The following is a 19,656-nucleotide window of genomic DNA, read 5'->3' as shown; positions in this document are numbered from 1 at the left end:
CGCGGTCGACTCCGCGGCCGAGCGTCCGGCCCGCACCGCGGGCACGATCGTGAAGGACGAGGGCGAGGGCGGCAAGCAGCTGGCCGAGTTCCTCGCGGGCCAGAAGTTCATCTGAGCCCCGGCGCCCCCTCCCCACCCCCGCCTACTTCGCACACGCAGGAGATTGAAGTCCCATGGCTGAAGTTCTCGTCTATGTCGACCACGTGGACGGTGCCGTCCGCAAGCCCACCCTGGAGCTGCTGACGCTCGCCCGCCGCATCGGCGAGCCCGTCGCCGTCGCCCTGGGCAACGGCGCCGCGGACACCGCCGCCGTGCTCGCCGAGCACGGCGCGGTCAAGGTGCTGACCGCCGATGCCCCCGAGTTCGCCGACTACCTGGTCGTCCCGAAGGTGGACGCTCTCCAGGCCGCCTTCGAGGCCGTGTCCCCGGCCGCCGTGCTGCTGTCGTCCTCCGCCGAGGCCAAGGAGATCGCGGCCCGCCTCGCGCTCCGGATCGGCTCCGGCATCATCACCGACGCGGTCGACCTGGAAGCCGGTGACCAGGGCCCGGTCGCCACGCAGTCCGCGTTCGCCGCCTCGTACACGACCAAGTCCCGTGTTTCCAAGGGCGTCCCGGTCATCACGGTCAAGCCGAACTCCGCCCCGGTCGAGCCGGCCGCGGCAGCCGGTGCCGTCGAGACCCTCGCGGTCTCCTTCTCGGCGCAGGCCACCGGCACGAAGGTCCTCTCGCGCACCCCGCGCGAGTCGACCGGCCGTCCGGAGCTGACCGAGGCCGCGATCGTGGTCTCCGGTGGCCGGGGTGTCAACGGCGCCGAGAACTTCGCGGTCATCGAGGCGCTGGCCGACTCGCTCGGCGCCGCGGTGGGCGCCTCGCGCGCCGCCGTGGACGCCGGCTGGTACCCGCACACCAACCAGGTCGGCCAGACCGGCAAGTCCGTCTCCCCGCAGCTCTACATCGCCTCCGGCATCTCCGGCGCGATCCAGCACCGGGCCGGGATGCAGACCTCCAAGACGATCGTCGCGGTCAACAAGGACGCCGAGGCCCCGATCTTCGACCTCGTCGACTACGGCGTCGTCGGCGACCTCTTCGACGTCGTCCCCCAGCTCACCGAGGAGATCAACAGCCGCAAGGGCTGATCGCCGGACGGTTTCGTACGAGCAGCGGCCCGGGGCCGCACGGTGGACCCACCGTGCGGCCCCGCGGCGTATCCGGTCACCGTTGACTCCCATGCGACCGCCTTATAACTTCACTATACGGATTGTTGTTTCCGGGAAGCGGAAACAATCGGAGTATGGAGGGTGCGGACGATGGGTCAGCAGGAGAACGTGGCGACGAGCCTCGCCGGTGCGGTCAGTGACGGGATCAGCGCGTCCCTCGCGCCGGTGGACGCCGAACTCGCCCGCCGCTACCCGGGCGACCCCGGCACCCGCCAGCCCGTGCACACGGTCTACGTACCCGGCGACACCTTCACGGCGGCCACCCTGCGCACCTGGGGCGACGAGGCGCTGAAGGCGCTCGACGAGCACGCCCCCGACGCGGCGGCCCTCGCCGAGGTGCTCGGCATCCCGGACGAGCTGGCCGGACCGGTCCACGACCGCGTACGCGCCAAGCTGGAGCGCGAGCCGGTCGAAGACCTGAGGATCGACTTCGAGGACGGCTACGGACCCCGCTCCGACGCCGAGGAGGACGAGGCGGCGGCCCGCGCGGCCCGGCTCGTCTCCGAGGCGTACGCACAGGGCACCGCCGCCCCGTACACGGGCATCCGGATGAAGTGCATGGAAGCCGCCGTCCGGGACCGGGGCATCCGCACCACGGACATCTTCCTCACCGGCCTCATGCGGGCGGGCGGGCTCCCCGACGGGCTCGTCCTCACCCTGCCCAAGGTGACGTACCCGGAACAGGTCACCGCGTTCGTGCGGCTCCTCGACGCCTTCGAGCAGGCGCACGGGCTGCCGGACGGGCGGATCGGCTTCGAGATCCAGATCGAGACCAGCCAGTCCATCCTGGCCGCCGACGGCACCGCCGCCGTGGCCCGCATGATCGACGCGGCCCGGGGTCGGGCCACCGGGCTGCACTACGGCACGTTCGACTACAGCGCCTGCGTCGGCGTCAGCGCCGCGTACCAGGCGAGCGACCACCCGGCCGCCGACCACGCCAAGGCCGTCATGCAGGTCGCCGCCGCCGGCACCGGCGTACGCGTGTCCGACGGCTCGACCAACGTCCTGCCCGTCGGTCCCACCCCGCAGGTCCACGAGGCGTGGCGGCTGCACTACGGCCTCACCCGGCGCGCCCTGGCCCGCGCCTACTACCAGGGCTGGGACATGCACCCCGGGCACCTGCCCACCCGGTACGCGGCCGTCTACACCTTCTATCGCGAGGGCCTGGGGCAGGCGGCCGCCCGGCTCGCCGCGTACGTCTCCAAGACCGGCGGCGACGTGATGGACGAACCGGCCACCGCCAAGGCGCTCAGCGGCTTCCTGCTGCGCGGCATCGACTGCGGCGCCCTGGGCGCCGAGGAGGTGGCGGAACTGACCGGGCTGACCCGCGCCGACCTCGACGCCTTCGCCTCGCCCCGGCGCGGCACCCTGACGGTCACCGCGCCCTGAGGCGCCTGCGTCAGGCCGGCGGGATCTCCCCGGAACCGCGGGCGATCAGGCGGGTCGGGAGTTCCACGCGCGCCGGGGGGTGACCGGCCCCGTCCAGGCGCCGGAAGAGGTGCTCGGCGGCGGTCCGGCCCGCCGCCGCAGCGTCCTGGGAGATGACGGTGATGCCGAGCAGGTCCGCCAGCTCGATGTCGTCGAAACCGACCAGGGCGACCGGCCGCTCCCGGTCCGCGAGGACGCGTACCACCGTCACCGTCACCCGGTTGTTGCCGGAGAAGAGCGCCGTCACGGGCTCCGGGCCCGAGAGCATCGCCTCGGCGGCGGCGCGGACCCGGTCCGGGTCCGTGGAGCCCAGGGAGACCCAGGAGTCCTCGACGGCTATCCCGGCCTCCGCCATCGCCGCGTGGTAACCGCGCAGCCGCTCGGTCGCGGTGTGGATGCGCGGCTGGTCGCCGATGAAGCCGATACGGCGGTGGCCGTGCGCGATCAGGTGGGCGACGCCCTCGCGGGCCCCGCCGAAGCTGTCCGAGAGCACCGTGTCCGCCTGGATCTGCCCGGCGGGGCGGTCCACGAAGACGGTCGCGACCCCGGCCCTCATCTCCGGCTCCAGGTAGCGGTGGTCGTCGGCGGCGGGGATCACGATCAGCCCGTCGACCCGGCGCGCGCACAGGGCCAGGACCAGCTCCTGCTCGCGCTCCGGGTCCTCGGCGCTGGAACCGTTGATGAGCAGGGCGCCGTGCGCGCGGGCCACCTCCTCGACCGCGCGGCTCAGCGGCCCGTAGAAGGGGTCCGCCAGGTCCTCCAGGACCAGGCCGATGGAGGCGGTGCGGCCCTTGCGCAGCACCCGCGCGCTGTCGTTGCGGCGGAAGCCCAGCGCCTCGATGGCCTCCTGCACACGGCGCTCGGTGTCCGGGGTGACCCCCGGCTCGCTGTTGACCACGCGTGAGACCGTCTTCAGGCCCACTCCGGCCCGGGCGGCCACGTCCTTCATGGTCGGCCGGTTGCCGTAGCGGGGCTCGGGATGGCGGGCGGTCTCGGCCACGGTGCGCTGTCCTGTCGTCGGTCGGGCGGTCCCGGCGGGCCGGGCACGGCGGCTGCCGTGGGGCTCCCGGAGGGTGTGGCGTCGAGCATAGGCCCTGGACAACGTTGTCAAGGGGGTGGAGACTGGGCAGACTGTGCACCTGAGCCGCACGTCCCGCCCACACCACCCGGAGCCACACCGATGCAAACCGACCTCGTCGCCGCCCTGGACATCGGGGGCACCAAGATCGCCGGCGCGTTGGTGGACCGGGACGGCAAGCTCGTGGCGCGCGCGCAGCGGCCGACGCCCGCGCGGGAGAGCGGCGAACGCGTCATGGAGGCGGTCGGCGGCGTCCTGGCCGACCTGGCCGCCTCCCCGCGCTGGGGCGACGCGACGGCCGTCGGCATCGGCAGCGCGGGCCCGGTGGACGCCGCCGGCGGCACGGTCAGCCCGGTCAACGTGCCCGGCTGGCGGGGCTTCCCCCTGGTCGAGCGGGTCGCCGACGCCACGGGCGGCCTTCCGGTCACGCTGGTCGGCGACGGCGTCGCGATCACCGCGGCGGAGCACTGGCTCGGCGCGGCGCGCGGTCACGACAACGCGCTGTGCATGGTCGTCTCGACCGGCGTCGGCGGCGGCCTCGTCCTCGGCGGCGCGCTGCACACCGGCCCCAGCGGGAACGCCGGCCACATCGGGCACATCAGCGTGGACCTCGACGGCGACCTCTGCCCGTGCGGGGCGCGCGGCTGCGTCGAGCGCATCGCGAGCGGCCCCAACATCGCACGCCGCGCCCTGGACGCGGGCTGGCGGCCCGGTCCGGACGGCGACGCGACCGCGGTCGGCGTCGCGACCGCCGCGCGGGCCGGTGACCCGGTCGCCGTCGCCTCCTTCGAACGCGCGGCACAGGCCCTGGCGGCGGGGATCGCCGCGACGGCGACCCTGGTCGAGATCGACATCGCGGTGATCGGCGGCGGGGTGGCCGGGGCCGGCGACCTGCTGTTCGCACCGCTGCGCGCGGCGCTGCGCCGGTACGCCACGCTCTCCTTCGTCCAGCACCTGACGGTCGTGCCCGCGGTCATGGGCAACGACGCGGGCCTGGTCGGGGCGGCGGCGGCAGCGCTGGCCACCACCGCCCGGCCGCTGGCGAACCCGCTCAGCAGATGATCCGCGGGTCCGCCCGGTCCGCGTGCTCCGAGCCGGCGTCCTTCCCGGTCGCCGCCGTTGGTGACCGCCGGCCGGACGGCCCGTGCCCCGGTTACGTCGGGGCCGAGGGCGGCTGCGGGGCCGTTGTGTCGGTGGGGGTTCCGGTCGGGGCGGTCTTCTCGCCGTATGCCAGGGTCTCGAAGGTCGTGGCGCCCTTGGCGTCCGTCCCCGTCGTCCACGGCCACCTGCGCGTCACGGTGCCGCACGCGTAGTACTCGACGCTGCTCGCCGCGTGCGTGCCGAGCCCATCGGCGTGCACCTGGCCGCCGATGGTCAGCGGGCGGCCGAGGGGTCTGGCCCCTCCGCGCCCTCATTCCCGACGCCATCTCCATGGCGGTGGTGGTCCCGGTGCTGCCGGCGTCGGGCGCGCGGCGTGCTTCTTGGCCGTGGCCCGGTCGCCGGAACTGTGGTTCTCCGGATGGCCCGTCACGTAGCGCGACCAACCCGCCGTAGCAGGCCAGCCACCCTCTCCATGCCGCCAAGGGCGGTGGGCCTCTGACATGCCGGAGGCCGCAACCGCACGCCGTGCTCGGCCGGTTCGTCGGCCCCTTGCCGCGGACGCACCCACGGGCGACGACCCGCGATCGCCCCCGTCATCCGTACAGATTCGGCACCGCAGGGGTCCGGCAAGGGCTGACGGGGCGTCCGGTGGAGTGGCCGGGCGCCCCGTCACCACGCCCTACTCGCAGGCCACGCCGTCCCCGTCGCGGTCGAGGTGACGGCCGTACCCCGGGTCGCCCCGGCGGATCGGGGCCGCACCGGCCGCGCGGACGGCGGTGCAGTTCGCGTAGTACGCCGAGCCGCCGCCGCCCGAGCCACCGCCACTCGTACCGGAGTCGTCCGAGGTGCCGGCGGGGGCCTCGGGCGCGACGGTGACCTCGACGGTCTTCGTCTTCGTGACCGTCGGCACCGGCTCGGGGCTCGCGGTGACCGTCTCGGTCACGGCGGGTGCCGGAGCGGGCGTGACCGACACCGTGGCGGTGACGGTCGGCGCCGGCGAGGACTTCGCCGCGGCCTCGGTCCTGTCCGCATCGGAATCCCCGCCGGCGGCGCCCATGCCCACACCGATGAAGAAGAGAACGGCCGCCGCCGGGATGACGACGCGTTTCCGCGCCCAGCGGGGTGCGCCGCCCCCAGGGGCCCCCGGACCCGGCGGGCCGAACGGGGACGGCTGCGGCGGCGGCCCCCAAGGCGGTGGCTGCGGCGAGGAATTGCGAGACATGGGCCCCCCAGAGGTTGCGTGGAGGGACGACCGTAGCCACGGCACCGAACGCGTGGGAGGTCAATCCTCCGTATGTGATGGACTTGTGACCACCATGTGAAGCCGATTACCCGCCACGGTTCGCGTGGGCCCGCCGTTGTCAGTGGCGGGTGCGATCCTGCATCCATGGACGAGATCATGCGACGGCGGGTGTACGGCGCCGACCACGAAGACCCCGACCCGGGCCCCCGGCCGGGCCGCGAGTACCGCGAGCTCGTCGGCGGGCCGCTCGACGGACTGCTCCTGGACGTGACGGGATGGACGCCGGTGGCCCTCGCGGACGGCTCCGCGCTGGTCACCGAGATCGGCGCCTACGGACCGGGCGGGCGCGCCGAGTACGGGCCGCGCCCGGACGAGCCGGACAAGTGGGACTGGCGGGGCGATACGCCGTAGCCCCGGGAAGGGCGCCCGCCGGCCGTCCGCGTAACGCATCGCCCCGGGCGGGTTTTCGCGGCGGGGTGTTGCGGGCAAGCCACAGGGGGCTGCTACGGAAGAGGGGGAACCGTGATCGTCTGGATCAACGGTGCGTTCGGCGCCGGAAAGACCAGCGCCGCGCGTGAACTGATCGATCTGATCCCGAACAGCACCTTGTACGACCCGGAACTCACCGGGACGGGGCTCAGAAGCCTGCTGCCCCAGAAGAAACTGGCCGAGGTGACGGACTTCCAGGACCTGCCGATCTGGCGGCGCCTCGTGGTGGACACCGCCGCCGCGCTCCTCGCCGAGCTGGGCGGGGTCCTCGTCGTGCCGATGACGCTTCTCCGCCAGGAGTACCGCGACGAGATATTCGGCGGCCTCGCCGCCCGGCGCATACCGGTGCGCCATGTCCTCCTCTCACCTGAGGAAACGATCCTGCGCACCCGTATAGCCCACCGGGCGCAGTACCCGGGCGACGCGGAGGGCGTGGACCCGACCGGCCGCTGGGCGTACGACCGGATCGAACCGTACCGGTCGGCCCTCGGCTGGATCTCCGGGGACGCCCACACCATCGACAACAGCGCCCTCACCCCGCGCGAGGCGGCGGAGCGCATCGCGGAGGCCGTCCGCACCGGCGCCGCCCCCGCCTGCGAGATCGTCCAGACCCCCGAGCCGACCGCGGAGACCGTCGCCTCCGGGGTGCTCCTCTTCGACGAGCACGACCGGTTCCTGCTCGTCGACCCCACGTACAAGCCCGGCTGGGAGTTCCCGGGCGGCGTCGTGGAGGCGGGTGAGGCCCCCGCCCAGGCGGGCATCCGGGAGGTCGCCGAGGAGATCGGCATCCAACTCGAACGGGTGCCCAAGCTGCTCGTCATCGACTGGGAGGCGCCCGACCCGCCCGGGTACGGAGGTCTGCGCCTCCTCTTCGACGGCGGACTGCTGCCCCGGGCGGACGCGGAACGGCTGCTGCTCCCCGGCTCGGAGCTGCGCGGCTGGCGGTTCGTCACCGAGGCGGAGGCGGCCACCCTGCTGCCGCCCACGCGCTACGAGCGGCTGCGCTGGGCGCTGCGGGCCCGTGAACGCTCAGCCGTGCTCAACCTGGAGGCCGGCGTCCCGGTCGGCTGAGGCCCGCAGGACCGCGGCGGCGTCCTCGGTGAGGGGGTCGCCGTGGCCGAAGCAGACCGTGGCCGGCTCCAGCGCGGCCAGCCGCCGGAACGACGCCACGGCCTGCTCCCGGTCGATGTTGAAGACTCCCAGCATCACCCGCCCCACCCCGGCCACGCAGTCGCCCGTGAACAGCACGCCGGGCCCGGGCAGATGCAGGCCGATGGAGCCCGGCGTGTGCCCGGGGGAGTGGACCACCCGCGCCCCGCCCCCGAACGGCAGCACCTCCCCGTCGGACAGCTCGGTGTCGACCCGGGTCGCGGGGGCCGGGGGAACGGTCAGGGCGTGCTCGTACAGCGGGCCTTCCCAGTCCAGGAGCACCGGCTCCCCGACCTTCTCCTCGCCCCGGATGACCGGCGCGTCCAGCCGGTGCGCCAGAATCTCGGCACCGTGGCGGTCGGCCAGCTCCTGGGCGGCGCCGTAGTGGTCCCGGTGGCCGTGGGTGATGACGATCCGGGCGATGCCGGCGGGGTCGTGGCCGAGGCCGCGCACCGCCTCCTCGATGGCGGGCGCCGCGTTCACGTCGCCCGCGTCGATCAGGGTCAGCTCCGTCCCGTCGCGCCAGAGGTACGCCTGGCCGATCGGGAAGCGGAACATGTGCAACTGCGGGAGCACTTCTACGAGATCCATGCGGCGAACGTAAGCGGCGGCGGACGGCCCCCGCACGGATCTACGCTCTCGGCGTGCTTCGCTCAACGCGCAGCGGGCCCCGGCGGGGCCTCAGGCCGCCTTCGACGCCGCGTAGTTGCGCAGGAACAGTGCCTCGGCCACCGACAGCCGCCGCAGCTCGTCGGGCGACACGCTCTCGTTCACCGCATGGATCTGCGCCTCCGGCTCGCTGAGCCCGATCAGCAGGATCTCCGCCTCCGGGTAGAGCCCGGCCAGCGTGTTGCACAACGGGATCGAGCCGCCCATGCCGGAGGACTGCATCTCCTGGCCCGGGTACGCCACCCGCATGGCGTCGGCCATCGCGGTGTACGCCGGGCTCGCGATGTCCGCGCGGAACGGCTGGCCCTGGCCGACCCGCTCGACCGAGACCTTCGCGCCCCACGGGGCGTGCGCGAGAAGGTGCGCGGTCAGGAGCTTCGTGGCCTGTTCCGCGTCCTGGCCCGGCGGCACCCGCAGGCTGATCTGGGCCCGGGCGCTCGCCTGCACGGAGGGCGTCGCGCCGACCACGGGCGGGCAGTCGATGCCGATCACCGTGACGGCGGGCCGCGCCCAGATCCGGTCGGCGACCGTCCCCGTGCCGATGAGCCCGACCCCGTCCAGGACCTTGGCGTCCTTGCGGAACTCCTCCTCCGGGTACTGCAGTCCGTCCCACTCCTCGTCCGCGGTCAGACCGTCGACCGTGGTCGAGCCGTCCTCGGCGCGCAGCGAGGCGAGCAGCTGGATCATCGCGGCGAGCGCGTCGGGGGCGGCACCGCCGAACTGCCCCGAGTGCAGATTGCCCTCCAGCGTGTCCAGCCGCACCCGCAGCATCGTCATGCCGCGCAGCGTCGAGGTCACGGTGGGCAGCCCCACCCGGAAGTTTCCGGTGTCACCGATCACGATGGTGTCGGCGGCCAGCAGCGAGGGGTGCGCCTCGGCGTACCGCTCCAGACCGCCGGTGCCCTGCTCCTCGGAACCCTCCACGATCACCTTGACCGAGACGGGGACCCCGCCGTCCGCCTTCAGGGCGCGCAGCGCGAGCAGATGCATGAGGAAGCCGCCCTTGCAGTCGGCCGTGCCCCGGCCGAACCAGCGCCCGTCACGCTCCGTCAGCTCGAACGGCGGAGAGATCCAGGCGGCCTCGTCCAGCGGCGGCTGCACGTCGTAGTGCGCGTAGAGCAGCACGGTCGGAGCACCCTCCGGGCCCGGCAGGAGACCGTAGACGGACTGGCTGCCGTCCGGGGTGTCGAGCAGCGCCACGTCCTGGAAGCCCTCGGCGCGCAGCGCGGCGGCGACCCACTCGGCGGCGCCTTCGCACTCGCTCCTCGGATAGACCGCGGGGTCCGCCACCGACTGGAAGGCCACCAGCTCGGTCAGCTCCGCCTTGGCGCGGGGCATGAGCGAGGCGACGGTCTCGGAAATCGGATGGGCGGTCATGGGGCACGCTCCTGGTAGGTGCGACGTTATGTGTACGTTTCCGGTTACTCGCCCGCCTGGAGTGCGGCGTCGCGCGTACGTCGGAGACTCGGCCGATCCTCCCACAGCGTTTCTCGGCCAGAACGCGCCGTAGGATGCCGTGAGCAGCTTGGGCCACTGGTCGGATCGGGAGCAGAAGCACATCGTGAGCAGCGAGAACGCAGACGCCGGACATGAGCACGAAGAGTCGTCCGTGTGGGACGTCGTCGTAGTCGGCGCCGGACCGGCGGGAGCCTCCGCGGCATACGCGGCGGCCGTCGCCGGCCGTAAGGTACTGCTCCTGGAGAAGGCGGAGCTGCCCCGTTACAAGACGTGCGGCGGCGGCATCATCGGATACTCGCGCGACGCGTTGCCGCCCGGGTTCGAACTGCCCCTGCAAGACCGCATCCACGCGGTCACCTTCTCGCTCAACGGCAGGCTGGCGCGCACCCGCCGCTCGAAGCGGATGCTGTTCGGCCTCATCAACCGCCCCGAGTTCGACGCCGGGCTCGTCGAGCAGGCGCAGAAGGCCGGCGCCGAACTGCGCACCGGGGCGACCGTCTCGCGGGTGGAGCAGCACGGTGCCGCGGTGCCCGACCGGCGCACGGTCGCGGTCGTGCTGGCCGGCGGTGAGACGGTCCTGGCCCGCGCGGTGGTCGGCGCCGACGGCAGCGCCGGGCGGATAGGAGCCCATGTCGGGGTGAAGCTGGACCAGGTCGACCTCGGCCTGGAGGCGGAGATCCCGGTGCCGCCCACCGTGGCGGAGGACTGGGCGGGCCGCGTCCTCATCGACTGGGGGCCGATGCCCGGAAGTTACGGCTGGGTGTTCCCCAAGGGCGACACCCTGACGGTCGGCGTGATCTCCGCGCGCGGTGACGGCGCCGGCACCAAACGGTATCTGGAGGACTTCGTCGCACGGCTCGGCCTCGCCGGCTTCGAGCCGAAGATCTCCTCCGGCCACCTCACGCGCTGCCGCAGCGAGGACTCGCCGCTCTCGCGCGGCCGGGTGCTGGTCTGCGGTGACGCGGCCGGCCTGCTGGAGCCGTGGACCCGCGAGGGCATCTCCTTCGCACTGCGCTCGGGACGGCTGGCCGGTGAGTGGGCGGTGCGCGTCGCCGAGGCGCACGACGCGGTGGACGCCCGCCGCCAGGCGCTCAACTACGCCTTCGCCATCAAGGCCGGGCTGGGCGTCGAGATGAGCGTGGGCCGGCGCATGCTGAAGCTGTTCGAGCGCCGCCCGGGCCTGCTGCACGCCGTGCTGACGGGCTTCCGCCCGGCGTGGAACGCGTTCGCGGGTGTCACCCGCGGCACGACCTCGCTGGCCGAGCTGGTCCGTTCGCACCCGCTGGCCCAGCGGGCGCTCTCGGCGATGGACCGATAGGGCGCGGGGCTCGAGAGGGCTGACGCGCCGTCCGTGCGTCAGCCCTCCGCGCCGATCCGGAAGACCGGGTGGTCCGGGCAGGCCGCCAGGATCTCGGCGTCCGTGGACTTCGCCGTGATGCCCTGGAAGTACTGATTGACCTCCCAGCCCCACCGCTCCAGGTAGGCGCGGATGACGGCCGCCTTGTGCGCGTCGTCCGCGATCTCCACGGCCGAGAAGGCCCGCGTCCTGCGGCCTCGGCGCAGCTCCCCGCCGCCGGCCGCCCGCATGTTGCGCACCCACTGCGAGTGGCCTCGGGCCGACACCAGATAGCGGACCCCCTCGTAGGTGTGCGGGTTGACCGGCACGCGCTGCATCTTGCCGCTCTTGCGGCCCCGCACGGAGAGCTCCTGCGAGCCGAGCAGGCTGATTCCATGCCGCGCGAGCCAGCCGACGAGGCTGTTGAAGCGCACGTTGAGCGGGCTGCCCTGCAGGTAGTACGGCTGCGTCTGCGACGGCGACATGGTGTGACCCCCAGGGTGGAGAGAGCTTTTCGAGAGCAGTGCTCTCGCTTGAGATCAGTGTGCACGGGAGCGGTGCTCAAAAGCAAGAGCACTGCTCTCGTTTTTGGTCGCCGCTCTGTACGCGTGGCAGACTGAGGCCCATGAGCGCTGTCCGGGGAGCCAGGGAACGGGCCCGTATCGAAGTCACCGCCGCCATCAAGGACGAGGCGAGGAAGCAGCTCGCCGCCGAGGGCGCGGCGAAGCTGTCGCTGCGCGCCGTCGCGCGCGAGCTGGGCATGGTCTCCTCGGCCCTCTACCGCTACTTCCCCAGCCGGGACGACCTGCTGACCGCACTCATCGTCGACGCCTACGACGCGGTCGGCGAGGCCGCCGAACGCGCCGCCGCCGGTGAGCCCGGCGCAGGCGCGGGGGAGCCCGGAGCCGGTGCTCGCGCCACCGGTGCTCGCGCCACCGGTCTCACCCGGTGGGTCGCCGTCGCCTGCGCCGTACGCGACTGGGCGCTGGCGCACCCCCACGAGTACGCGCTCATCTACGGCTCGCCCGTGCCCGGTTACTCGGCTCCGCAGGACACCGTCGGCCCCGCGGCGCGCGTCGGGATGGTGCTCATCGCCATCGTGGAGGAGGCCGGCCGCGACGAGGGCCTGGCGCTGATGCCGCTCCCGGACGAGCTGCGCCCGGAGGCCGAACGGCTCGCCGCCGACGTGGCCCCCGGGCTGGCCCCGGCGGTGGCCGCCCCGCTCGTCGCGGCCTGGGCGCAGCTGTTCGGGCTGATCTCCTTCGAGGTGTTCGGCCAGTTCAACCGGGTGGTGGAGGCCCGGGAGGTGTTCTTCCGCCGAGCCGTCACGGAACTGGCCCGCACGGTGGGCCTCCTGGGCCGGCCGGGCTGAGCCGGTACGGCGTCAGGACCAGGTGATCGAGGAGCGGTCGCGCCAGAGCCGGGCCAGCTCCTCGTCCCCGGTCACCGTCAGGTCGGAGAGCGGAAGCCGGTTCCACAGGGCGAGGTAGAGCGTCCCGGCCGGCGCGCTCAGCTCGCAGTCCACGGCGTCCGTCCCGGCCGGCGTCTCCTCGCGCACCGCCACCGGCGGCTCGTCGGACAGCCGTACGGTCCACACGGTGTCCGCGCCCGTGTCCGTGTCCGTCGCCCGCACCCGCAGCGTACGCGGGCTCCCGGTGCGCACCCTGCTCTTCGGGCGGGCGTGCATCCCCCGCAGGAGCTCGTCGATGCCGTCCAGCGCGAAGGCCGGCGCGACGGGGGAGAGGCCGCCGCCGCGTGCGGACTCGGCGTCCACCCGGTGGATCGTCGTCTCATGGGCCTGGCGGCGGGCCCAGAAGGCCAGCGGTGAGGGTGCGGGCAGGAACGACCAGCACGCCAGGTCCTGCGGCGCGTTCTCCAGCGCCTCCACCAGGAGCCGGTGTCCTTCGCGGAAGTGGGCCGACAACTCCGGCCCGTCGAGCTCCGGTTCGCCGCCGTCGGGGACGTACGAGGTGTGGCCCTCGCGCACGAAGGCGGCGGCCCAGGCGTGCGCCATGGCGGTGTGCCCGAGCAGATCGCGCACCCGCCAGTCGGGACAGGTCGGCACCGGGGCCGCGGAGCCCGCCTCGTCGGCCGCGTCCGCCAGCAGGTGGCCCTCGGCGGCCAGGGCCGCTATGTGTTCGGTGATCCTCATGGCCGGATTGTGCCACCCGGGCGGCCTCGGGAGGGCGGCCTTCCGGAGCCCGGCCACCGTCGTTGCCTGAGTGGTCAGTTGTGCGTCGTTCTGTGGGTGCTGTGGCCCGGGGCTGCTGTCGTGCCCGTGGGTGCCGCCATCGTGGGCCAGGGGCACCGGCGGCGCCTGAGTGGTCGGTTGTGTGCTGTCCTGTGGGTGCTGTGGCCCGGGGCTGCTGTCGTGCCCGTGGGTGCCGCCATCGTGGGCAGGGCCACCGTCGGCGCGAGAGCGGTCAGTTGTGTGCCGTCCTGCGGGCGCCGTAGCCCAGGGCCGCCGCCGCACCCGCCAGCACCGCCACCGTGGTCAGGGCCACCGGCAGGGAGAACCAGTCGGCCAGGAAGCCGATCGCGGGCGGCCCGAGCAGCATGCCGCCGTAACCGAGCGTCGAGGCCGCCGCGACCCCGCCGGGCCCGGCCAGCTCGCCCGCCCGGCCGACCGCCACCGGGAAGATGTTGGCGAGGCCGATTCCGGTGACCGCGAAGCCGAGCAGCGCCAGCCAGGCGGTCGGGGCGAGCGAGCCCAGGAGCATCCCGGCGGCCGCCGTGGCGCCGCCCGCGACCAGCGTGCGGGTCTGCCCGAGCCGTTCGAGGAGAGCGGTGCCGCTGAGCCGGCCGGCCGTCATGGCGAGTGCGAACAGCGAGTATCCGGCGGCGGCCACCCCGGGGCGGGCGTGCAGGTCCTGTTCCAGGTGGAGGGCGCCCCAGTCGGCCAGCGCGCCTTCGCCGTAGGCGGTGCAGAGCGCGATCAGGCCGAACAGCAGCACCACCCTGCGCGCCCGCCCGGACAGCCGCTGCCCGGACCGGCCGGCGGGCGGCGCGTCCGCGGCTTCCGGGGCCACGGGCGCCGGGTGCCGCAGGAGGACCCGGCCCGCGAGCGCGGTGACGACCAGTCCGATCCCGGTCAGGAGAGAGAGGTGCGCGGAGGGCGAGAGGCCGCCCGCGACCAGCCCGCCGAGCCCGGCGCCGAGCATCCCGCCGAGGCTGAACGCGGCGTGGAAGCTGGGCATCACGGGGCGGCGCAGGGCGGCGACCAGGTCCACCGCGGCGCTGTTCATCGCCACGTTCGCCCCGCCGTACGCGGCCCCGAAGAGCAGGAGCACGAGCCCCAGCGACAGGGCCGAGTGCGTCCGGGCGGGCAGCGCGATGCTGAGGGAGAGGAGAGCGCCGCAGACCACGGTCACCGCATGGCTGCCGAACCGGCGGCAGAGCCGGCCGGTGAGCGTCATGGTGATCACGGCACCGGCGGAGACGCCGAGGAGTGCGAGGCCGAGGGTGGCGGCCGAGGCGCCGGTCTGGTGCTTGATGGCCGGGATGCGGACCACCCAGCCGGCGAAGAGGAAACCGTCGAGGGCGAAGAACACGGTCAGCGCGGTACGGAGACGGGCCGACGAGAGCGGGGCGGTGTTGCCGCCCGGTCCCCCCGGAAGTGCCGTCCGCAGTTTGTTTAGTTGCGGCACAAAACTCAGCATAGGGGCGGCCCCGCGCCCGGTGCAAGACGGATGCCCCGCCCGGCCCGACGCGCCTGGCCCCAAAGTGCGCGAGGGCCCGCCGCCCGGGGCGGACCGGCCACCACGGCGTCGGATGAACCTCCGGATCATGGGAGACTCGCCCCCATGAACGGCAAGGTGACCACCACCCGGACGAAGTTGGAGAGGGGCCGCAGCGCGCTCGGACCCGCCCTGGAACTGGTCCACACCGGACGAGCGCCCACGCGCGCCGTCCTCACCTCGGAGCTGGGGGTCACCCGCGCGACGGCGGGCGCGGTCGCCGCCGAGCTGGAAGCCCTCGGCCTCATCCGGGTCGACTCCAGCCCCGGTTCGGCGGCGGGTTCGCAGGGCCGGCCCTCGCACCGGCTGGCCGTGCGGGAGTCCGGTCCGGTGGCCGTCGCCGCCCAGGTCCACGCGGACGGCTTCCGCGCCGCGCTCGTCGGCCTCGGCGGCCGGCTCGTCGCGACCTCCCCCGGCAGCGTCACCATCACCGCCGACCCGGCCCAGGTCATCGGCGAGGTCGTGGACCACTGCGCACGGCTGCTCCGGGACAGCGGGCTGCGGTGCGTCGGGGCCGGCCTCGCGGTGCCGTCGGCGGTCGCCGAACCGGAGGGCACCGCTCTCAACCCGCTCCACATCGCCTGGCCCGCCGGCGCCCCGGTCCGCGAGATCTTCGCCACCTGCGTACGCACAGCGGGCATCGGGGGACCGGCGTTCACCGGCAACGACGTCAACCTCGCCGCGCTCGCCGAACACCGCCACGGCGCCGGGCGCGAGGCCCAGCACCTGCTGTGCGTCGCCACCGGGCACCGGGGTGTGGGCGGGGCGCTCGTCCTCGACGGCCGCCTGCACACCGGGAGTTCGGGGCTCGCCCTGGAGGTCGGACACCTCACCGTCAACCCGGAGGGGCGCCCCTGCCACTGCGGGGGGCGCGGCTGCCTGGACGTCGAGACGGACCCGCTCGCCTTCCTCACCGCCGCCGGGCGCACCCCGGGCCCCGAGGTGTCGCTGCTCAAGCAGTCCGGGGACCTGCTGCGCGGCGAGTACGGGGACCCGGCCGTGCGCACCGCCGCCGAGGAGCTGATCGACCGGCTCGGCCTGGGGCTCGCCGGACTCGTCAACATCCTCAACCCGGACCGGATCATCCTCGGCGGGCTGCACCGCGCGCTGCTCGACGCCGACCCCGAGCGGCTGCGCGCGGTGGTCGCCGACCGCAGCCTCTGGGGCCGCAGCGGGAGCGTGCCGATCCTGCCCTGCACCCTCGACCACAACAGCCTGGTCGGGGCGGCGGAACTGGCCTGGCAGCCGGTCCTGGACGACCCGCTGGGGGCGCTGGCCTGAGGGCCCCCGCGGGGCTCAGGCGCCCCGGGACGGCCCGCCCGCCACCGGCGCCTCGAACGCGAACGCCCGCGCCGGATTCGCCACCAGCACCGTCTCCACGGCCTCGGCGCCCAGCACCTCCTCAAGGCGGGGACGCAGCCGGCGCAGCAGGTACGGCATGCCGGGGGTCTCCGGGACCGTCGTGTCACCGCCCAGCAGCAACTGCCCGGTGAACCCCGCCCCGGCCAGCTCCGCCAGCTCCTCCGGCAGCCGCCAGTCCGTCGCGTGGTTGGCCCGCGACGGCCCGTCGAACGCCAGGAAGGCCCCCGCCCGCGCCGCCTCCCGCTGCACCACCCCGTCCGGGGAGCGGCCGAGGTGGCCGAGGATCACCCGGTGCGGCGGGACGCCCAGCTCACCGCACAGCAGCTCCAGGACATCGAGCGCGGCCGTGCCCAGCTCCAGGTGGACGGCGATCGGCGCGCCCGTGCGGTGATGGGCCCCGGCCGCCGCGGTCATGGTGAGCCGGGCGTGCGCGTCGAGCGTGTGGAAGGCGCCGGCCACCTTGATCAGGCCCGCCCGCACCCCCGTGGCGCCGATGCCCTCGGTGAGTTCGGCGACGAAGAGCGCGGCGAGGTCGTCCTTGATCCGGTCCAGCAGTTCCGGCGGGTAGTGCACCGCCTGGTGCAGCCCTGTCGCGGCGACCACATGCGTGCCCGTGGCCCGGGAGAGCGCGGCCAGGGCGTCGGCGCCACGCCCCATGCCGTGCGGCGTCCACTGCACGACGGCCCGGCCGCCCAGCGCGTGGAAGGCGCGCAGCCGTTCGGCCGCCGACAGGGGGTCGTCCAGCTCCTGCCCGGGCAGCACCGGGCTGCGCAGGAAGAGGTGGTCGTGGGAGTCGCAGACCCCCAGCTCCCCGGGCGCGATGTCACCGAGGACGGTGCGGACGGCGGCTACCACTGGCGCCCCTTCGAGGTACGGTCCCGCTCGGGACGGCTGAGGTGGAGCACCTGGTAGGGCTGGCCGGGCGGCTTCGCGAGCCGGTGCTTCTCCCGTGCCGCCTCCACCGCGTCCGCCGGGGAGGCGGACGGCGGTACGGGCGGGCGGTGGCGGGCGGCCGAGCGGGGGAGCACGGACGGCGCGGGCCCCTCCTCGTAGGGGAGTCCGGTCCGGTGGCGCACCGCGGGGCGGCCGGAGTCCTGGGCCACGCCCGGGAATCCGGGGCCGTACCGGAGAGGTCCCCCGGTCGCCGCCCGGTGGCGGATGACGCCCATGTCGCGACCGGCGGGCGGGGCGGTCTCGTACCGCGTGGCATGCATCGAAGACCTCCTCAGGACGCCGGGTAGCCGGCGACGTGCGCGTCGCTGTGCCAGTGGGTGGTGGAGCCGTCCTCGGCCGCCTCGACCACGGCGAGATGGGTCATGAACGTGCGCGGTGACGCCCCGTGCCAGTGCCACTCGTCCGGCTCGATCCACACGGTGTCGCCGGCCCGGATCGTCTCGACCGGGCCGCCCCTGCGCTGCACCAGGCCCTCGCCCTCGGTGACGTGCAGGACCTGGCCGTGCGGGTGGGTGTGCCACGAGGTGTGGCCGCCCGGTGCGAAGTGCACGCTGAACATCCGCAGCCGGGCGGGTGGTTCGGGGGCGGCGATCTCATCGAGCCACACCGTGCCGTTGAAGTGTGCGGAGGGGCCCTGTCCGGTGTCGGGGCGGTTCCTGGTGATGTGCATGTGCGGTTGCTCCTGAAGCGGTCGGTGGGGTCGATGGGGTCAGGCGGGCCGGGCGAGAAGGCTGAGCAGTCCCCGTGCGCCCGCGTCGAAGGCGTCGGTCGAACCCGAGGCGCGGGCCAGCACATAGCCGCCCTGCACCGTCGCGACGACCGCGGAGGCGATGTCCTCGGGCACCACTCCGGCGGCGAACTCGCCCCGGTCGACGCCCTCGCGGACGATTCCGGCGAGCCTGCCGCGCAGCCAGGTGATCGTCTCGTCCACCGGCTCCCGCAGCTCGTCGCTCGCGACGATGTCCGGGTCCATGGTCAGCCGCCCCACCGGGCAGCCCCGCAGGACGTCGCGCTCCCGCAGCAGATACGCGGCGATCCGCTCGTACGCGGATCCGGGCGCGTCGAGCACCAGGTCCACGGCCTCCCGCAGGTCGTCGGCCGTGCGGCGGATGGCGGTGAGGGCCAGATCCGGTTTGCCGGTGAAGTGGTGATACATGCTGCCCTGGCCCACACCGGCGTGCTGCTGGATGGCCTTGGGACTCATGCCCACGTAACCGCGCTCCCACAGGAGCTCCCGGGTGGCTTCGATCAGACGGTCCTGAGTGCTCATGCCAACAGTGTACATACTAGTAGGTACAGAAAGGGAGCGGCTGGGTGCATGCGTGAGCGGGGCACCCCCGGCTGGGGATGCCCCGCTCCTGTGGTGTCAACCCACCACGGCCGACCGCGACGCCGAGGGCGGTGAACCCTCCAGATGCTTCAGAACGCTCAGGTCGAACGGCCCGTCGGTGGTCGCCCCGTACACCACATGGGACGGCGGGGCGAGCGGGGCCGGTGCGGGAAGCGTGAACCACACGACCTTCCCCGCGCCGCCCCGGGGCCGCACCCCCCAGCTCTCGCTGACCGCCGCGATCAGTGCGAGCCCGCGCCCCGACGTACTGGAGTCGTCGGCCTGGCGCACGGTCGGCGGCCGTGGGTCGTGGTCGTGGACGGACACCGTGAGCCGTTCGAGCAGCAACTCGATCTCGACGGTGCATGACTTGTCCGGCTGCGCGTGCCGGTGGACGTTGGTGAGGAGCTCGGTGACGCCCAGCGCCGTCTGGTCGATCAGAGAATCGAGATGCCAGTAGCGCAGTTGCGCCGAGATGATTCTGCGGACCTGACCGATCCGCGACGGCAGGGCCTGGAGCTCCACCGTGCAGTGCCTGCTTGGCTCGCTGATCACGGCTGCGACTCCCCGAAATAGGTCCGGAAGAAGACGGAGGAACGGATCCAGCACATGGCTCGCTGCTGAGTCCGGGCCGGCGGCCTGGATCACAGTGTCACCGCCGGTACACCATGAGTGACGTGACTCCAATGTCGCTCAGGGCATACGGCTCCGCAACTCGCGGTGTCCCGTACCGCACCGGTCTCAGGAGCGGCGCCCTCCCGCGCTGTACAGCGCCTCCAGGAACCGGTGCGAGGGCGCCGCGTCACCCGGTTTGCCGTCCGGGTGCCGCATCGTCAGCCGGTACCGCGTCCCGTTGACCCGCGCCACCGCGGCGTCCGCCCCCGCGAACCACGGTCTGCCCGCGCTCACCGTGCCCACCGGCGCGCTGTCGATCTCCCGCCCGTAACTCGTCAGGAGCGCCACCCGGCCGTCCTTCACGGTCACCTGCCCCGCCCTGGTGACCGAGCGCGCCCACCGGTCGATGCGGACACCGGTCGCGCTGAACTCCGTCACGGCCGTCGCCCTGAACTCCGTTTCCGACATGGCCCCTTCGCCCCCTTCGACG

Annotated in this window: 22 protein-coding genes and 1 pseudogene; 9 read left to right on the top strand and 14 right to left on the bottom strand. The window is 73.9% G+C overall.

Features of this window, described 5'->3' with window-relative positions; translation table 11 throughout:
• The 3 genes and pseudogenes from FKN01_RS29345 to FKN01_RS29335 all read left to right on the top strand — a co-directional run.
• Positions 1–115, top strand: a pseudogene (locus FKN01_RS29345) (electron transfer flavoprotein subunit beta); the annotation flags it as partial.
• 58 nt (positions 116–173) lie between these two features.
• A complete protein-coding gene (locus FKN01_RS29340; RefSeq protein ID WP_143625689.1) occupies positions 174–1,136 on the top strand; it encodes an electron transfer flavoprotein subunit alpha/FixB family protein in 963 nt (320 codons plus the stop codon).
• A 171-nt stretch (positions 1,137–1,307) separates the two neighbouring features.
• Complete coding sequence (locus FKN01_RS29335) at positions 1,308–2,606, top strand: DUF6986 family protein (protein ID WP_143625688.1); 1,299 nt, start codon at positions 1,308–1,310, stop codon at positions 2,604–2,606.
• Positions 2,607–2,616: 10 nt separating this feature from the next.
• Here FKN01_RS29335 and FKN01_RS29330 read toward each other — a convergent pair whose 3' ends face one another.
• A complete protein-coding gene (locus FKN01_RS29330; protein ID WP_143625687.1) occupies positions 2,617–3,645 on the bottom strand; it encodes a LacI family DNA-binding transcriptional regulator in 1,029 nt (342 codons plus the stop codon).
• 180 nt (positions 3,646–3,825) lie between these two features.
• On the opposite strand from FKN01_RS29330, the gene FKN01_RS29325 reads away from it, so the two are divergent.
• Positions 3,826–4,785: an ROK family protein gene (locus FKN01_RS29325; protein ID WP_143625686.1), complete on the top strand. Its 960-nt coding sequence runs from the start codon at positions 3,826–3,828 to the stop codon at positions 4,783–4,785.
• 91 nt (positions 4,786–4,876) lie between these two features.
• Here FKN01_RS29325 and FKN01_RS29320 read toward each other — a convergent pair whose 3' ends face one another.
• Both FKN01_RS29320 and FKN01_RS29315 read right to left on the bottom strand, forming a co-directional pair.
• Positions 4,877–5,101: an NPCBM/NEW2 domain-containing protein gene (locus FKN01_RS29320; RefSeq protein ID WP_260697064.1), complete on the bottom strand. Its 225-nt coding sequence runs from the start codon at positions 5,099–5,101 to the stop codon at positions 4,877–4,879.
• Between the two features lie 402 nt (positions 5,102–5,503).
• Complete coding sequence (locus FKN01_RS29315) at positions 5,504–6,046, bottom strand: excalibur calcium-binding domain-containing protein (protein ID WP_143625685.1); 543 nt, start codon at positions 6,044–6,046, stop codon at positions 5,504–5,506.
• Positions 6,047–6,211: 165 nt separating this feature from the next.
• Here FKN01_RS29315 and FKN01_RS29310 point away from each other — a divergent pair, with 165 nt between their 5' ends.
• Together FKN01_RS29310 and FKN01_RS29305 are read left to right on the top strand one after the other, a co-directional pair.
• Positions 6,212–6,478 (top strand): hypothetical protein, encoded by a 267-nt coding sequence (locus FKN01_RS29310; protein ID WP_143625684.1) that lies wholly within the window; start codon positions 6,212–6,214, stop codon positions 6,476–6,478.
• A 111-nt stretch (positions 6,479–6,589) separates the two neighbouring features.
• Positions 6,590–7,627, top strand: a complete 1,038-nt coding sequence (locus FKN01_RS29305) for an NUDIX hydrolase (RefSeq protein WP_143625683.1) — start codon at positions 6,590–6,592, stop codon at positions 7,625–7,627.
• On the opposite strand, the gene FKN01_RS29300 is transcribed toward FKN01_RS29305, so the two are convergent.
• Positions 7,586–8,296, bottom strand: coding sequence for an MBL fold metallo-hydrolase (locus FKN01_RS29300; protein ID WP_143625682.1), 711 nt, complete (start codon positions 8,294–8,296; stop codon positions 7,586–7,588). The two genes, FKN01_RS29305 and FKN01_RS29300, sit on opposite strands and share 42 nt — an antisense overlap.
• 90 nt (positions 8,297–8,386) lie before the next feature.
• Positions 8,387–9,751, bottom strand: a complete 1,365-nt coding sequence (locus tag FKN01_RS29295) for a dipeptidase (protein ID WP_143625681.1) — start codon at positions 9,749–9,751, stop codon at positions 8,387–8,389.
• A 184-nt stretch (positions 9,752–9,935) separates the two neighbouring features.
• On the opposite strand from FKN01_RS29295, the gene FKN01_RS29290 reads away from it, so the two are divergent.
• Positions 9,936–11,150 carry a geranylgeranyl reductase family protein gene (locus FKN01_RS29290; protein ID WP_143625680.1) on the top strand — a complete coding sequence of 405 codons (1,215 nt, stop codon included), beginning with the start codon at positions 9,936–9,938 and terminating at the stop codon, positions 11,148–11,150.
• A gap of 38 nt (positions 11,151–11,188) precedes the next feature.
• Here FKN01_RS29290 and FKN01_RS29285 read toward each other — a convergent pair whose 3' ends face one another.
• Positions 11,189–11,653 (bottom strand): nitroreductase/quinone reductase family protein, encoded by a 465-nt coding sequence (locus FKN01_RS29285; protein ID WP_143625679.1) that lies wholly within the window; start codon positions 11,651–11,653, stop codon positions 11,189–11,191.
• Between the two features lie 140 nt (positions 11,654–11,793).
• Between FKN01_RS29285 and FKN01_RS29280 the strand changes: the two genes are divergently transcribed.
• Complete coding sequence (locus tag FKN01_RS29280; protein ID WP_143625678.1) at positions 11,794–12,540, top strand: TetR/AcrR family transcriptional regulator; 747 nt, start codon at positions 11,794–11,796, stop codon at positions 12,538–12,540.
• 12 nt (positions 12,541–12,552) lie between these two features.
• Here the strand turns inward: FKN01_RS29280 and FKN01_RS29275 are convergent, their stop codons facing one another.
• Positions 12,553–13,320, bottom strand: a complete 768-nt coding sequence (locus tag FKN01_RS29275; protein WP_143625677.1) for a maleylpyruvate isomerase family mycothiol-dependent enzyme — start codon at positions 13,318–13,320, stop codon at positions 12,553–12,555.
• A 271-nt stretch (positions 13,321–13,591) separates the two neighbouring features.
• Positions 13,592–14,815, bottom strand: a complete 1,224-nt coding sequence (locus tag FKN01_RS29270) for an MFS transporter (protein ID WP_143625676.1) — start codon at positions 14,813–14,815, stop codon at positions 13,592–13,594.
• A 156-nt stretch (positions 14,816–14,971) separates the two neighbouring features.
• On the opposite strand from FKN01_RS29270, the gene FKN01_RS29265 reads away from it, so the two are divergent.
• A complete protein-coding gene (locus FKN01_RS29265; RefSeq protein ID WP_143625675.1) occupies positions 14,972–16,186 on the top strand; it encodes an ROK family protein in 1,215 nt (404 codons plus the stop codon).
• A 15-nt stretch (positions 16,187–16,201) separates the two neighbouring features.
• On the opposite strand, the gene FKN01_RS29260 is transcribed toward FKN01_RS29265, so the two are convergent.
• From FKN01_RS29260 to FKN01_RS29235, 6 genes are all read right to left on the bottom strand, one after another.
• Positions 16,202–17,122: a phosphotriesterase gene (locus tag FKN01_RS29260; protein WP_143625674.1), complete on the bottom strand. Its 921-nt coding sequence runs from the start codon at positions 17,120–17,122 to the stop codon at positions 16,202–16,204.
• Positions 17,116–17,481 carry a DUF4865 family protein gene (locus tag FKN01_RS29255; RefSeq protein WP_143625673.1) on the bottom strand — a complete coding sequence of 122 codons (366 nt, stop codon included), beginning with the start codon at positions 17,479–17,481 and terminating at the stop codon, positions 17,116–17,118. The genes FKN01_RS29260 and FKN01_RS29255 overlap by 7 nt, the downstream gene beginning before the upstream one ends.
• A gap of 11 nt (positions 17,482–17,492) precedes the next feature.
• On the bottom strand, positions 17,493–17,891 hold the full coding sequence (locus FKN01_RS29250; protein ID WP_143625672.1) for a cupin domain-containing protein: 399 nt from the start codon (positions 17,889–17,891) through the stop codon (positions 17,493–17,495).
• 39 nt (positions 17,892–17,930) lie between these two features.
• The gene (locus tag FKN01_RS29245; RefSeq protein WP_143625671.1) at positions 17,931–18,506 is read right to left on the bottom strand and encodes a TetR/AcrR family transcriptional regulator; all 576 of its coding nucleotides are present in this window, start codon (positions 18,504–18,506) and stop codon (positions 17,931–17,933) included.
• An 81-nt stretch (positions 18,507–18,587) separates the two neighbouring features.
• Positions 18,588–19,106: an ATP-binding protein gene (locus tag FKN01_RS29240; RefSeq protein ID WP_260697063.1), complete on the bottom strand. Its 519-nt coding sequence runs from the start codon at positions 19,104–19,106 to the stop codon at positions 18,588–18,590.
• Between the two features lie 186 nt (positions 19,107–19,292).
• Positions 19,293–19,634, bottom strand: a complete 342-nt coding sequence (locus FKN01_RS29235) for a hypothetical protein (RefSeq protein ID WP_143625670.1) — start codon at positions 19,632–19,634, stop codon at positions 19,293–19,295.
• Positions 19,635–19,656: the final 22 nt, after the last annotated feature.

The sequence above is a fragment of the Streptomyces sp. 130 genome (assembly GCF_007096885.1).
Classification (GTDB): Bacteria; Actinomycetota; Actinomycetes; order Streptomycetales; family Streptomycetaceae; genus Streptomyces.
The sequence above is the reverse complement of the archived record's forward strand: the minus strand, read 5'-3'. Positions and strand labels throughout refer to the sequence as shown.